This window comes from Flexistipes sp. (assembly GCF_036172515.1).
Classification (GTDB): Bacteria; Chrysiogenota; Deferribacteres; order Deferribacterales; family Flexistipitaceae; genus Flexistipes.
In genome coordinates, this window is the sequence record NZ_JAXKVW010000016.1 from 21,091 (window position 1) to 35,514 (window position 14,424).

The 14,424-nt window shown below is 35.9% G+C and carries 15 protein-coding genes; 12 read left to right on the forward strand and 3 right to left on the reverse strand.

The window, feature by feature from the left end:
• Positions 1-6: 6 nt before the first annotated feature.
• From UMU13_RS09965 to UMU13_RS10000, 9 genes are all read left to right on the forward strand, one after another.
• Positions 7-1,212 carry a hypothetical protein gene (locus UMU13_RS09965; RefSeq protein WP_328218822.1) on the forward strand — a complete coding sequence of 402 codons (1,206 nt, stop codon included), beginning with the start codon at positions 7-9 and terminating at the stop codon, positions 1,210-1,212.
• A gap of 26 nt (positions 1,213-1,238) precedes the next feature.
• Entirely contained in the window at positions 1,239-1,697 is a 459-nt protein-coding gene (locus tag UMU13_RS09970) for a putative molybdenum carrier protein (RefSeq protein WP_328218824.1), read from the forward strand.
• A gap of 27 nt (positions 1,698-1,724) precedes the next feature.
• Positions 1,725-2,360, forward strand: coding sequence for a thermonuclease family protein (locus UMU13_RS09975; protein WP_328218826.1), 636 nt, complete (start codon positions 1,725-1,727; stop codon positions 2,358-2,360).
• A 29-nt stretch (positions 2,361-2,389) separates the two neighbouring features.
• Positions 2,390-2,614: a competence protein CoiA family protein gene (locus UMU13_RS11805; protein ID WP_442902150.1), complete on the forward strand. Its 225-nt coding sequence runs from the start codon at positions 2,390-2,392 to the stop codon at positions 2,612-2,614.
• Complete coding sequence (locus UMU13_RS09980; RefSeq protein WP_328218828.1) at positions 2,578-3,504, forward strand: hypothetical protein; 927 nt, start codon at positions 2,578-2,580, stop codon at positions 3,502-3,504. Before UMU13_RS11805 ends, UMU13_RS09980 begins: the two co-directional genes overlap by 37 nt.
• Before the next feature lie 108 nt (positions 3,505-3,612).
• Positions 3,613-4,059 (forward strand): hypothetical protein, encoded by a 447-nt coding sequence (locus tag UMU13_RS09985; protein WP_328218830.1) that lies wholly within the window; start codon positions 3,613-3,615, stop codon positions 4,057-4,059.
• Positions 4,046-4,201 carry a hypothetical protein gene (locus UMU13_RS09990; protein WP_328218832.1) on the forward strand — a complete coding sequence of 52 codons (156 nt, stop codon included), beginning with the start codon at positions 4,046-4,048 and terminating at the stop codon, positions 4,199-4,201. Before UMU13_RS09985 ends, UMU13_RS09990 begins: the two co-directional genes overlap by 14 nt.
• 154 nt (positions 4,202-4,355) lie before the next feature.
• A complete protein-coding gene (locus UMU13_RS09995; RefSeq protein ID WP_328218834.1) occupies positions 4,356-4,976 on the forward strand; it encodes a hypothetical protein in 621 nt (206 codons plus the stop codon).
• 84 nt (positions 4,977-5,060) lie between these two features.
• Positions 5,061-5,582, forward strand: coding sequence for a hypothetical protein (locus tag UMU13_RS10000; protein WP_328218836.1), 522 nt, complete (start codon positions 5,061-5,063; stop codon positions 5,580-5,582).
• A gap of 204 nt (positions 5,583-5,786) precedes the next feature.
• Here the strand turns inward: UMU13_RS10000 and UMU13_RS10005 are convergent, their stop codons facing one another.
• On the reverse strand, positions 5,787-6,284 hold the full coding sequence (locus tag UMU13_RS10005) for a hypothetical protein (protein ID WP_328218837.1): 498 nt from the start codon (positions 6,282-6,284) through the stop codon (positions 5,787-5,789).
• A gap of 992 nt (positions 6,285-7,276) precedes the next feature.
• Between UMU13_RS10005 and UMU13_RS10010 the strand changes: the two genes are divergently transcribed.
• From UMU13_RS10010 to UMU13_RS10020, 3 genes are all read left to right on the forward strand, one after another.
• The gene (locus tag UMU13_RS10010; RefSeq protein WP_328218839.1) at positions 7,277-9,664 is read left to right on the forward strand and encodes a hypothetical protein; all 2,388 of its coding nucleotides are present in this window, start codon (positions 7,277-7,279) and stop codon (positions 9,662-9,664) included.
• A gap of 1,400 nt (positions 9,665-11,064) precedes the next feature.
• Positions 11,065-11,622: a hypothetical protein gene (locus UMU13_RS10015; protein ID WP_328218841.1), complete on the forward strand. Its 558-nt coding sequence runs from the start codon at positions 11,065-11,067 to the stop codon at positions 11,620-11,622.
• A gap of 515 nt (positions 11,623-12,137) precedes the next feature.
• Positions 12,138-12,818 (forward strand): helix-turn-helix domain-containing protein, encoded by a 681-nt coding sequence (locus tag UMU13_RS10020; protein WP_328218842.1) that lies wholly within the window; start codon positions 12,138-12,140, stop codon positions 12,816-12,818.
• A 28-nt stretch (positions 12,819-12,846) separates the two neighbouring features.
• Here UMU13_RS10020 and UMU13_RS10025 read toward each other — a convergent pair whose 3' ends face one another.
• A complete protein-coding gene (locus UMU13_RS10025; RefSeq protein ID WP_328218843.1) occupies positions 12,847-13,371 on the reverse strand; it encodes a gamma carbonic anhydrase family protein in 525 nt (174 codons plus the stop codon).
• Between the two features lie 3 nt (positions 13,372-13,374).
• Positions 13,375-14,406 carry a sensor histidine kinase gene (locus UMU13_RS10030; RefSeq protein ID WP_328218844.1) on the reverse strand — a complete coding sequence of 344 codons (1,032 nt, stop codon included), beginning with the start codon at positions 14,404-14,406 and terminating at the stop codon, positions 13,375-13,377.
• Between the last annotated feature and the right edge of the window lie 18 nt (positions 14,407-14,424).

The following is a 14,424-nucleotide window of genomic DNA, read 5'->3' on the forward strand; positions in this document are numbered from 1 at the left end:
TGATAAATGCTAAAAGAAATCTTTAATATTTTCTCATTTTACGATGAAATCCGCTGGAGTTCCTTAGGTAATTATAACCTTATTAATTTTTGCAATGAAAATCTTGATGATGATACAAAACTGTTAACTCATTGGCTTTGTTATATCACAGACAGACAAACAAGTTTTCAAAGAATATGGGATGTTGGTGGCTTTGTTTTATCCGATTTAGTTGAGCAGATAAAGAAAACAAAATCTTTAGATGCTTTGAATCCAGAATCTGAGAATAGCTTTGTTTGTAAAAATGGTAATGAAGGATTTTCTTTTATAAGCAAATCCAAATCTAACGGAAATTCAGTTCTTCAAAATTATTACGGATATAAATCAGATAGCAGGGTAACATTTACATCTAGATATTATCCCTCAGACTATTTTTCTATTATTTATACCTTTAGCATTCTTAAAAATTATGATTTTTCTTTCACGAAATTTATAATAGAACAATTTGAAAAACATAAGAATTCAGAAAATTATATTAAAAGAATTTTATACTCATTATATTTAATTACTTATTTTGAAGTCGGTCAACCTAAAAAAAATGAAATGAGTGATTTTGATAGCAATATTAAAAAAGCAGAGTCCAGAGCTAATAAAGTATTTGATATATTATCTAATAATTTTGAAGAAAATTATATAAAATTTGCTAAAAAAGATATCTTTAATCAGAAAAGAGCATGGTGCAGCCTAAGAGATTTTTTGAAATCACCTGAGTTTAAGAAATATTTTACACAATCACTTGAAAACGAAGGTGTATCAGCCGCTGTAATTAACAAACTAACATCTCTTGAATCATTGAGGCAATTAGAACTTCCTGGTGATGTTTGGAACAATAACCCTATATTCCGATCATGTATTTTGAAAAATACAGAATATGAAGAGTCAAAAAAGAGTCTTAATGTAATATTGAGAGATTATTTTGATAAAAATAAAAGCAAATTAGATGAAAGCTATCCTGAACAATTTGATGTGAGTTTTGATTTTGTACCAAGAATGTGCAATATGAAAAAATGCGATATGTGCCCTGTTAGAATAGTAAAAATGGGAGAATATAGGGATTTTTTTAAAACCTGTGCCCGGAATAAAGATTTATTCTGTACGGTAGCCTTAATAAATTGTGGTTATAACTATGATTGCAAGGGCGAGGTGTGTAACTTGTTAGAAGTATTACAATAACTTAGTCACATCTCGGGAGTATACAATTGCTTAAAATAGTTTCCGGCGGACAGTCAGGAGTAGATCGGGCAGCTCTTGATTTTGCAATTGAAAATAATTTTGAATATGGTGGATATGTCCCAAAAGGCTTCAAATCAGAGGATGGTGGGCTTACAAAAGAAAAATATCGAAATATGATAGAAAGTAAAAGTTCTGATTATAAAGTAAGAACTGAAGAAAATGTTATTAACTCTGATGGTACTTTGATTATTTACAAAAACCTATCCGGCGGGACAAAACTGACAGTAAAGTATGCTGAAAAACATAGAAAGCCTTACCTACTAATCAAAATGTCGGATGATATAAAAGAGAGTGCAAATAATATACGAAAGTTTGTGGACAAAAATAATATTGAAGTATTAAATGTTGCTGGCAATAGGGGCTCAAAAGTTCCTGGCATATATGATTATACAAAAATATTGCTGGCAACTTCTTTGACAAAATAAACTAACATTAAGAAGTGGGGTCAAAACATGCGTATTTTTATAGTTACGGTTATTTTTTGTTTGCTATCGCTATCTGTATTTGCCGAGAATATTACGGGTAAAATAGTAGATGTTGCGGACGGGGACACAGCCACTTTGCTAACATCAAACAATACACAAATCCGTATTAGGCTAAACTGCATTGATGCCCCAGAAAAAAGCCAGGACTTCGGACAAAGATCTAAGAGGTCATTAATAGATTTAATTGCAGGAGAATATGTTAGAGTACAAAAACATGACATTGATAGATATGGGCGTACCATTGGAACAATATTCTTAAACGGAACTGACATTAACCTGACACAGGTCAAAAAAGGGCTTGCTTGGGTATATGATAGATATTGCAGAGATAGAACATACTATAGGGCAGAAACTCTTGCCAGAGAAGGTCATATGGGCTTGTGGAGTCAGCCTAACCCAATAGAACCCTGGAATTACAGAAGAGGTGAACGAAAGCAAGGCAATAATAGTTTTTCTGATGACGGTACTTTCGAATGTGGTAAAAAGAGATATTGCAGTCAAATGAATTCATGCGAAGAAGTAATGTTTTATTTCAACAAATGTGGCTTAACAAGGTTAGACGGCAACAGTGACGGTGAACCTTGTGAAAGTATTTGCAGGTAAGTATAAGTTTTCAAATAGGACAAATTACAATGACTGATTTAAAAGACATTAAGCCTAAATGGGTGTTAGTCAATGAAAACCTTTATGAAATATCAAAGTTTTCTCATCTGCCGCCCCAAAAGCGTCCTCATGCAATTTGTCCAGTTTGCAGACGACCAGTAATTTTAAAATTAGGTGAATATAATGCTCATCATTATGCTCATAGCTCCGAAGATATTTGTACAACAGCCATCCTGAAACAGCATTGCACCTGAATGTAAAGTTTCACATTTACCATCAATTATTAAAAGCTCAAAAAATCTATATAGAAAAAAGATGTGACGGTTTCTGCAATGAAAGACCAAAACAATTATTTTTAGAAGGGTGGGATGAAGTAAAAATTGAGTACCAAATAGGTTCTATCCGACCAGATATATCTTTGTTCAAAGAAAACAGTCTAATATGCGCAATTGAGGTACTTGTGTCTCACGAAATGTCCAAAGAAAAGAAACAATACTTAATTAATCAGGAAATTCCCTGGATTGAAATTAAAGCAGAAGAAAACTTATACATCGGTAATGATACTTGGAATGATGAAAAGCCATTGCCTTTTTATAACTGTTACCCTGAACCTGAACATCGGATATGCGATAACTGTAAAAAATTAAGATATCAAAACGACGAGAATAGTAAAGAAATAGATAAAAAGGTTGAGCATAAGAAATATAATTGTACAAAAATACATGCTGCAAAAATGGTGGATTATTATTTTCCTTCAGGGAAAAAGTATAGAGAAGTATATTTTGTGAAGAAAAAACTCAGAAGGGGGGATTGGGTAAAAGTATGGATAGAAACAGAACGGAACAGAATACTTGCAACAGAATATTCACCTATTACAAAAGATTCTATGAAAAAGCTTAGTAAAACTTTAGAAAAGAATATTAACAGTTTCAGAAGCAAAGGAGCAATAGTTGATAATTCTATGAAGTGGAGACTTTGGGAAAATGGCTCAAAGTTTGTTGCTCGTGATATAGATAGATTTCCTTTTCGTTATGGATGGGATTCTGAGCGAAAGGTTTGGGTAAAAAAGAGCGAAAGAACAAACAATTATTACATAGAAAAAAACGGTATAAAGTATTATGGTATTAATACAAGTAAACTATGAGTTTATTTAATAAGGAAATTGGCTTCTATAATAGTGGTTTAATTAACTATACTATATAGTGCCAATTATGGATAGAAAGTATTTATAGGTGACTATATGTGCGGAGGCATGGCTTTTTATGGTAAAAACAGTGAATTATTTAAAGTTTATTTCCCACAGCCTTATCCAAAAATAGAAGTTTTTACAAAAGACAATTCTAAGATTCAATGCATCTGGGGCAGAAGAAGCGAGAAAGAATTTGAAGGCTCAGAAATACCTATAACCGGCTGGGCGAGAATCGAAGCTATAAAAGCCGGAAAATGGCACAAATATAATCCTGAAAAAGTCTATATTTTACCGGAAAAATACATGGAAAAAGATAAATATGAAAAATCCCATTGGTTTGAGCCGCCGCCAGATAAGACATTAGTAGGCTTATTAGTTGAGGCTAAAAAGCATCAAAAAGTTGTATATGTAGTAACCGTTCCTGCTCCTAAAAAGTACACACATATACATCACAGGTGGCCGATGTTGACTAAAACTTTTTTTCAGGATGTTATTTTTGAAGGTTGGTAGCCTTGGCAAGAGGGCGGTTTTATCCACCCTCTCTGGAGATGCCAAGGCACAAGCCACAATAGGCTACAGAGAATTATTTATAACTTATGGAAGGTTTGATTTCAAGAAAAAATCGGATAATTATCTTTTTGAAACATACTAAAAAACTATAGGCTCGGAAAACAAGTTAAAAAAAACAGGCCTATATCAAATTTATCTATTATTTGATTAAACGTTTAACATTTGATTTGACCCAATTCCATTGCCAAGCTATCATAAAATAATGAAAGATATACAGAACTATATAATAACTTGTTATGCCCAAAGAACGTGAGATGAAGACCTTCACTACCGTTGCACAACTGGCTGAGGAAATTTCGAAGCGTCGGCAAGAAGGCGACGTCAATGTCATTGGTATAGACGGTAAGGATGGGTCCGGTAAGTCCTGGCTCGCGGCCGCCCTGGCAGAAACTCAAGCCGCGGACGTAATCAGTCTCGATGACTATTTAGAGCGAAATCAAGGCGGATACACGCGATATCTGGATATTACGGCAATAAACCAGAAACTTTCACGTACGGGCCGGCCCGTAATTCTTGAAGGCGTATGCTTGTTGGCTGCGGCGGAACTAATTGGCATTGATATAGACATCCGTATCTACGTAAAGCGTATGAGCCCTTATGGAACGTGGCGCGATGAAGAAGAATGCGATCCAGCGTTGCCGCCTGAGGAGCTGATTGCCGAACGCAATAAAGAGCTCGAGGAATTTGCCAAATTCGAGGCCATTTTGGACTATGAAAATGGCGCTGAGAAAGAAGAAACCGCAGATGGTGATTTTAGCCTTCCAAAACTAGAAAAAGAGTTGATCCGTTACCATGCCCAGTATCGCCCAGCGAGTAACGCTGATTGCGTTTTCGAACGTAGTGAGGATGAAAGCTAGGCATAACAACGCGTTCGAGGCCGACGCGCCTCGTCAAGCGCGGCTCATCGCCAACGTTAGGGCTCAAGGAAAGGAGAGGCGTTCTTGAACGAAAAGGAGGCAATTGAGAAAGCAACGGCGGATGCTTTCATAGAATTATACAACCGCGAAATGAGAACATCCTTTTCGATAACCGAATACTCGGATGCTCCAGATATAAGATGCAAGGATCTTAAGGGAAACATATTCAATTTCGAGATCACCTTGACTGAAGACCGGAAGAAAGACATCGCAGCCTCACTCGGGAGGTCTAATCATAGAAGTTTCGAAGCCCTGAGGAAGCATCTCGATGAGGTAAAAGCCGGAAAAGCAAATCCATTGGACAGGGTGAGCTGCTTACAGGGGAATGTTACTAAGATGATTGTCGGCAGGATACGAAAAAAGCTGGAAAAGGACTACGGCTCTAATGTAGGCCTTGTAATTTGTGACACATCGCCGGTTTGTTGGGATTGGGAGTTGGTTGTTGACGATATCAGGCGGCGCATCCTCTCTTCGCGAAAGAATCCTTTCGACAAGGGTATATGGATCATGTCCTTCAGGAAAGACAAAATCTACCGAATTATTTAAAGAACGAAGCCCTAACAACCGGCTGCACGAGGGAAAAATAGGGACAGGTTAATAATACTTTATTGAATATTTTCTCGACAATAAATTATATTACCGCTAAAAGGCAGAAATTCCCTGCCTGCCGGCAGGCTTTTATTTTAGGTAAGTTACGGAGTGCTGTAGGGTTTGCTTATGCGGCCACCAATCTAAAAATCGCTTATTGCCTTATTTGTCAGCACTATCAGTTTTATAGTGCAGTTTTCTTTTTTCGACACAAAACTTTTTAATATCCTTTATAATCTGCGACGTCCCTTCGATTAGAATATCTATATCATCTATATCCGGCAATGTTTTGATTCCACTTGTTATATATTCAAATTGCTTACTCATATAATATGGATTCACAACTTCTATAGATGTTTCAAATTTTGAAGAAATTTTAACATACTCAGATAGATTATTATTTCTTGCCTCATCAAGACACTTTTTAAGATCATGTCCCAATACATTTTTTAAGAAATCTAATTCTTTACCACATCCGCGCAGAAACGCTTTTAAAGCTAGCTCAATAGAATGACAAATTAAATAGTAGGATGGAACAAAAAGCTTTCCTTTTATGTTTCTTATCAATCTTGCAGATTCATAAAATTCATTTGCATATCGCCATAATCCCATTGAGCTTGTTCTGTCAATTATCATTCTCCCCATTTTCATTTTACCCATTTTACAAAAATTAGATAGTTAATTTACTATCCTATCGCTGTTTTAGCAACTCATTTATCACATCTGTAATCGGCATAGGCGTACTATTGCCATAACTATTGAGTATTCCGGGTCAAATTGAGCAACCAGTCTGGTAAAGCAGAGCCAGTGTTCCGGTAAAGAGAGCCATTTTCTCACAAAATCCCTTAAAATGTATAATACACATTAGTTAAGAAAGACAGGGACACCCATAACAAGTTTTTTGTCAAGTAGATATTCCTCCACTGTTCGCATTCTTTATGCAATCTATTAACAAAACTATAATATTTTGCAGATTCAGCAACTTTTCTGCACCTGTGTTTTCAATATGTTGTGTCAGCATAATGTTTATTGAGTACCGCAAATTTATCGGCTTAAGGAAAGATTTGCCTTCATTGCTTCCGCATCAGCCGATGCTAGCTGCACCAGACACCCATCAGGATTTAGATATCAGCGACATTAACATTTTACGCATATCACTGATGGACAATCATTACCATTTGCTAGCTGAAACACCAGAAGGTCAAGTTCTTACAAGAATCCAGATAATATCTTAACCACTTCTTATAACTTCCATATTCTAAAGGTGGGACATCGCTATTTACCAACAGGCGATCATATTTTTTAAGAAGTGCCGGAGGAACTTTCAACATAGCTTCAATACACTCAAAATATTAAAATGATCATGTTATCCAATTAAATATCTTTACTTGACTTCGAATTAATTGCCAAGCTATACTGCACTTATGAGAGACATACAGAACTGTATAATAACTTGTTGTACCGGTCGCTTTGCGCCCGGTACAATTCGTTGCGTATACATCCGCTTCTTGTTCGGCACAAAGCGCCTCACAACAAGCGGATTCAGCAGACAATCCCTTCGGCAAGCAAGCTTGCCTCGGTCTTGCTCCTGATCCTGATCCGCAACGAATTAGGGTTGCAGATATAATAATGAGGCATCTTCAGAGGTGAGAATGCCAATAGGCACAATTGACATAAGATTACGGCCTATAAAACTGGCCTTCCTCTTATCCCCTTCAGACAAACCTTCCCTATTAAAGGCTGTTCAAATCAATTCTTGCCTTTGGGGTGGGGTATTCAATCCTATCATTCCTTTTTATCGGCGTACCCCTAAAATTTGGGGGGATAAATTCACAAGAAATGTGACCGGGAAGAATATTGTTGAAGGGTATATTAAAGCTTTCGACCCAGACTTCATCGTTCCGATTGGAGATATTAAAATTGATGACCACCAATTTTCAGAAGAGAAAATCATTAACCCAGATGAAATAATATCTGGCTTTAGAGATGATGGAACCCCTCGTTATGGTATCGGTGTATTTGAACTACTAAAGCATATGTATAGAAAAGAGATAAAATTCGTAAGAAAAGAACCATTACAGATTTTATTTCCAACAATCAGTTCAAAATTTAAAATGTTTCTATCTAGTTTTTTTGGGGAGTTACCCAAAAGCATTGATAATGTTGTAAATGAAAATTTTGATAAAATATTAGGCATTGAGCGCCCACCAGTAACAATTCAAGATTATACAAATAATTTTTCGAGTAGAAAGCTGTTCCCAAGACGCTTAACTATGCTGGAAATTAATCCATTAAGAATCCACTCTCATAGGGATGGCCAATGTATTTTTCTCATGGATGCTAGCAATTCACTCGACATCATTGATTACTGGAATCTTAGGGCAAGCGGTTGGAATGTCATTCCAATAGCCAAGCAAATATGCACCTTGGATTCAGTAAAAACCATCGCCTTGGAGTTTATAGAAGATAATTTCATTCTTTATCGTCACAATCCAAATATGTTCCATGGAACAACCATATTAAAAAGCAGAAGCATCCCTGAAACTGCGTTTGAAGATTTCACAGCATCGTTAAAAATTCCGAAACCTGAAAGCCCAGAAAAATTCAAATATTCAAAGCAACATTGGTATCCTCGCATGTGGGATAATTTGGCAAGAGAACATGACGGGGTTGGAGCTTGTAAGCTTGAAGTTAAAGAAGAACAACATGATCTACAACCCATACCTGACCATATTTCCCTAAGAACAATTGATCCAGACTTTGTAAGTCGATTTGGAGGCCATGGAACACATAGATTTGCCAATGAAGTAGACATCAGAATATATGGTGATGATGGAAAGCCTTATGCAGAAGTAATTCCACACGGCATAGAAGGTATTGCTCATTCTATCGGAGCAATAGGTTTCAGGGAATGGCGTATTTCTGATAATGGTCTAGTTTATTTATCTGAACACCCCAAATGGAAAATGACTTTTTCTCCTCCATTAGCTGAGAATGTCATGATTTCATGGTTGAAATCTAAAGGTTGGGAAGTCAGAGTCTCATCACCTGGGTTAATTGCAAACCAGATGTTGAAACAGCTAGGTGGTAGTTGGGGCATAGTTATCTTGACAAGACCTGGGCTGATTGAGCTCTTGAGCAAAATGAGCGGTGGTAAGCCCCTCCTGAAAAATTCCTTCTGGGGTAAGATTCAAAAAATATCACAGGAAGATAAATTTACTCCTGATCCAAAAGGGTTGTTGCAACGGTTAACGGAATTGAAAATTTTCCGTCTTGGTTTTGATATTCAGTGTCCGGTTTGTCAACAACGTTCGTGGCATAATCTCTCGGAATTTGATTATGAAACAACATGCCCAATTTGCTTAAATGCATCAGACATACCTTCCCACTCCCCTGATGACATTAAGTGGTCCTATCGTTCTTTTGGGGCATTTAGCCTGCCTAAGCAAGCTTTTGGTGTGTATACGGTTCTCCTTACTTATCATTTTTTCGCAAGGACTTTAGACGGGGCAACTACTCCCGTAATGAGTTTTGAGGCAAAGAAAAACACTATAGAGATAGAAGCTGATTTAGCGCTATTTTTTCAACAATCAAAATTTGGGAAACCCAAAAGGGAACTAATATTTATTGAATGCAAGACATTCAATAGATTCGAGAAAAAAGATGTTGATAGAATGAAAATCATATCAAAAGAGTTCCCTGGTGCAGTTATTGTCTTCGCAACTTTAAATCCAACACTAACTCAGAAAGAAAAAAGACTCTTTAGACCGTTAGTTAAGCAAGGTAGGAAATACTGGAAAGAAGGCAAAACAAACAATCCTGTCTTAATACTTACTTCAACAGAATTGTTTTCTCATATAAGTCTTAATTATTCTTACAAAGAAAAAGGGGGAGAACATGCCAAGTTTGAGGGTAGGCATTTTGATTTACACCAACTTCGCCCCCTATGTGATATTACCCAACAGTTATATTTAGATATGGAGTCCTGGTCAGATTGGTTCCATAAAGAAATAGAAAAAAAACAAAAGAAAAGAGTATAAAAAACCCTAACAAGGCAAATGCATTCGGACGGCAAAAAGCGCCGCTCCTCGTTCCTCGTTGCTCTGTTTTTTGCCGCCGGTGATTTGTGCAGCGTTATGCATAAAAAGGGGTAAATAAATGGCTAATCTAAATGACCTGCGAGCAAAAATCGAGGAATATAAAAGAAATATCGAAAGGAAGGGCTTCCTCCAATTCAAGAAAGCGAAGTCTATCGTTTAAGCAAGGATATTGTTATTAGCGGCGAGGATCCTGGTATTTGTTGGCCAGACACTTGGCCACTTACAGATAGCCGGGGTATTTACGCTATTTTTGGCCATGAAAAGTTACTGTATATTGGTAGAGCTTCCCAACAGTCGATTGGTTATCGATAGGGCAGCTATTTTAGATATGGTGAAGATAGAAGCTGCATTACAACCCTTGGGCATAATTGGAGCACTCCTCCTACTCATTTAAAGGTCTGGGCGGTTCCCGAAGAAACATTTTTTGAGGCTAGTGCGCTGGAAGAATTTCTTATCAGGGAGTTGTCCGGCGAACTCCCAGATAATACAGCAGGGAAAATGCATAACAAAGCCTTCAAAAACGGCGCTTCGCCCGTTTAAGGCAACGTTATAGAAGATATAAATTTGAACTTAAATATCATTAACGGTGCTATAAATTACTGGTAGTTTCTACTTGTTATATAAAAAATCATGGAAGTAATATTTAAAATCTGAACTTCATCAGCCAACGATCTGCTTAATATAATGATAAACTTCTAGAATAAATGTGTCATAATTGTGTCATTTTTTTGCACTCAAACAAGTAGATAAATAATTTTAAAACTAAGTTCTACAAAACCAAGCAGAAAAAGAACTGCCTTGTCTTAAATCCATAAAGTTTTATATGCAGAGAGATAAATTTAGTATATTTATGTTACAATAAGAAAATGTAACACATTTGTAACACTTTTAGATAAAAATAGGTTATTTTAGATAGTTCGTATTTTTGCATCAACCTAATATTATTAACTATTTATAATCATCTCTCATTAATCTAAAACGGTTCAATTCCGGCTGCCAGCTTTTATATGAACAAACACAAATAAGTCAAATAATAGAACGTATGTATAAAATCAAAAAAACATTCAGAAGATTTTAATCAAGCCAGAATGAGCTGCTCTTGTACGGCTGCGGGCATGATAAACGGGCACATCTTCTTTTGTAATTCAGTGTATACAGTTCTTTGGTACAATGTCCGGTTTGGAGTTCCTCTTTTCAAAAACACATAAAAGCACGTTGTGCAAAAAAGTCCAAAGCTCCTTTCAGTGAGATGCTCAAATAGGCAGAATAATTTCTACTTGATTAATTAATCAGATAAAAAATAGTGTTGCATTATTGTAAAACAATATTATATTATAACAATGGCTTTGATTAAAATTCCTCTTAAAAAAATCGTATATTTTCTCCCCTTGGGATATTTGAAGCTAAGGTTGATTGCCAATTACAGGTGGCCTTTTCTTGAGAAAGAACGCAGGGAAAAGATAGTTGATATAGTTATTTTAAGAGAAATTAATAAGTTCAACCTGACTTCTGTAATTCTGCTCGAACACCCTAAAAATAGAACAGAAAAAATATTCACTGTTCCAACTATCAATGTAATTGAAAATATCGTCATAGAATACGGCAGGCAGGAGAATTTATTTGAGAATATCAGTTCACATCTTGCTATCTTCAGAATGACAGGGTTGGGCATTTTGCAGGGGGATCTTATGGAAACAGTCAGATCACTGTATTTAAAAAGGGATAAGATATTAAAAAATGGGTTTTTTGGCGATACGTGTGAAAAGAATCTACCCTGTCTTTTCTATGAAGCTAACAGAGCACTCCGGGATGTTGAAAAATCACTTTATGAGCATTATAAAATTCACCATACAGAATCCGAATGTTTACCTATCGATTTTCAGGAATTTATATTATAAAACCATAATACTTCTCCCGCTGCGGTGCTTTATATTGTTAGCACCCTCCCATTTTTTAGAGCTATGACAATACGCAGATATTGTTAGTACATAGATAGAGATCCCTCAGCTTAGCTCGCCCTGTTAAATATCAGCTTCGCTGATTGCCTACGGCATTTAACGGGACGAGGGATGACAGGTTTCTACTTTTTGTAATCTCGACCGGAACGTAGTGGAGCGGAGAGATCTCTACTGTTATATTACAAAGAGACCTCTCGGCTTCGCTCGAGGTGACAATTACATGCTTACTGTCTATCAGCGATAGCTAAATTAGGATGTTACACATATTTACCAGTCTAAAGGACTGGTGCTAGCCGAAGGCATTCTTTCGAACAAAGTGAGAAATTTCTACCATATGAAACGACATAACGAATAAATATACAACTGTGCTTAATATTGGGATATCTTCATGAGCGAAAACCCCGATATTAAGATAAAGTATTGTCAAATTGCATAAGTACAAAAATTTAGGGAGGTTGCTAATTTATATTGATGTTGACAAACTTCAAATTTTAAGCAATACTAAACAAAGATTAATATCTTCAAACAGGTGCGAAATGGATGATGTAGATATCAATATCGGCGGAAGAGTAAAAAAACTAAGAAATGACCGAAACCTTACCCTTCAGGATGTTGCAAATTTCACCGGCTTTTCTAAAGCATTAATTTCTCAGATAGAAAACAATGTGGTAATGCCTCCGATAAGTACATTATCCAAAATTGCAAAAGTGCTCAATGTGAAAATGACTTATTTTTTTGAAGAAGAAATCGATTACAGTGACTATTATATTGTTCGAAAGAATGAGCGTAAATTTGTTTTTAAAGAAGGGGCAAAGCACGGTTACTTATACGAAGAGCTGGCTCATATAAAAAATAACGATATATTTGAGACCTTTATTGTAACGATAAAGCCCGGTACGAGTGAAAAGAAGCTGTTCAGTCATGAGGGCTATGAGTTTATGTTTCTTTCTGAGGGGGGTATAAGTCTTTATCTAAATAATGAAAAAATTATCCTTAAAGAAGGGGATTCCATAGCTTTTAACTCAAAAATACCCCACTATGCAGAAAGTATTTCAGGAGATTCCTCGAAAATTTTAAGTGTAAGAATGAAGGGGCAGGATATTAAAGAAGTCATAAGAAAAGCAGCTAAAGCTTAGTTGTCTGCCTGTCTTACAGCAGCGTTTTTCAGGTATTTTCAAGGTTTAAATAAATTTCTTTATATTGTGTGTATCTTAATGCATTAGCTTTTATGTCGGAAATTTCTTTTTCACTAAGCTCTCTTGCAACCTTTGCCGGACTTCCTTTTATAAGGGTATTTTTTGGATATTTTTTCCCGGGGGGCAGCAGAGAGCCGGCTGCAACCAGGTTGTTACCCTCAAGAACAACTCCGTCGAGAATTATTGCACCTATTCCCACCAGGACGCTATTTCCTATGGTACAACCGTGTAATGTTGCATTATGACCTACTGAGACATAATTTCCCAAATTTGTTGCATGCTTATCTTTTGTTACATGGATTACTGTACCGTCCTGGATATTGCAACATTCTCCAATGGTTATGCTTTCCACATCTGCTCTGATAACAACATTATACCAAATGCTCGTATGTTCACCGATTTTTAAATCACCAAGTAAAACAGAATTGTCTGCAGTAAAAACCGTTTCTGGTAAAAGCAAATTTTTTTTCAGTCTTTTATAAACATTTTCCATTTTTTATCCTTTTATTTTTAGTTTTATTGCCAAAGCTGCCTGATCGCCGCTGTAGGTATCAGTGGAAATTAAAGCGTCCATTTTGCTTAAACTGTACTTTACGAATTCAAATTTTGTCAAACCACTTGCTTCTGCTGATGAAAATTTCTTCTTTTCTCTGTCTTCAGCTTCTTCGTCAATAAAAGGAAGGAAAGCATCTTTTAATCTTTCTGAGACTGAATTGCTGCTGACTTGAATGTTCAGATAGTTTTTTTCAACAACGGTTTTCAGTACAATTTCCCCGTTTTCGGAATAAGAAATAATGTGTTCAATAATATCTGAAAGTACTTTGCCTAAAACTCTCTCATCAGCGTAAGCTTCCGGGAGATTATCATGGATATTTTCTTTGAATGAAATATTCTCACATCTTTTCGTTAATCCTTTGGCAATAGATGAAACTGCCTGTAATACATGTGAGATATCACAATAATCAGAAGACAGGGACGTTAAAGTGTATTTATCTGTGCTAATGTGAATTATATTGTCAATCAGGCATAGCAGTTTCCTGCTGGAATTGTGTATGATATAAATTATTTCTTTTAACTCATTTTTATCAATTTTATATTCTTCGTTCAGCATAATTGAGGAGAAACCTATCACTGAGTTTAGGGGATTTCTGAGCTCATGAGCCATAATTGAAAAAAGATTCTCTTGCTCCGTTGTTAAACTATTCTGTCTGTGGTTGAGCTCGGATGATTGTTCCTTCTCTTTTTTTAAAATTTTATTTTCCTTTTGCAGTTCATAAATATACCGTTCATCTTCACTTATTCTTTTATGATAGTTAGATAAACACTTTTGGGTTTCTGTTTTCATGTAGTGCAGTTTTTTTGCGCAAACAGCCGTTGTAAACAAAAACTGGGCGGTGAGAAATGCCAGATACAAGGGAAATAATTGATTATTGATTAAAAGAAATAGGATTAAAACTTCAAAAACTACTACGAATAAAAAGAACTTTGAGTTGATAAAAGTTAACTTATTTCCTTGACTTTTTTCCATATTTTTAATATATAATTT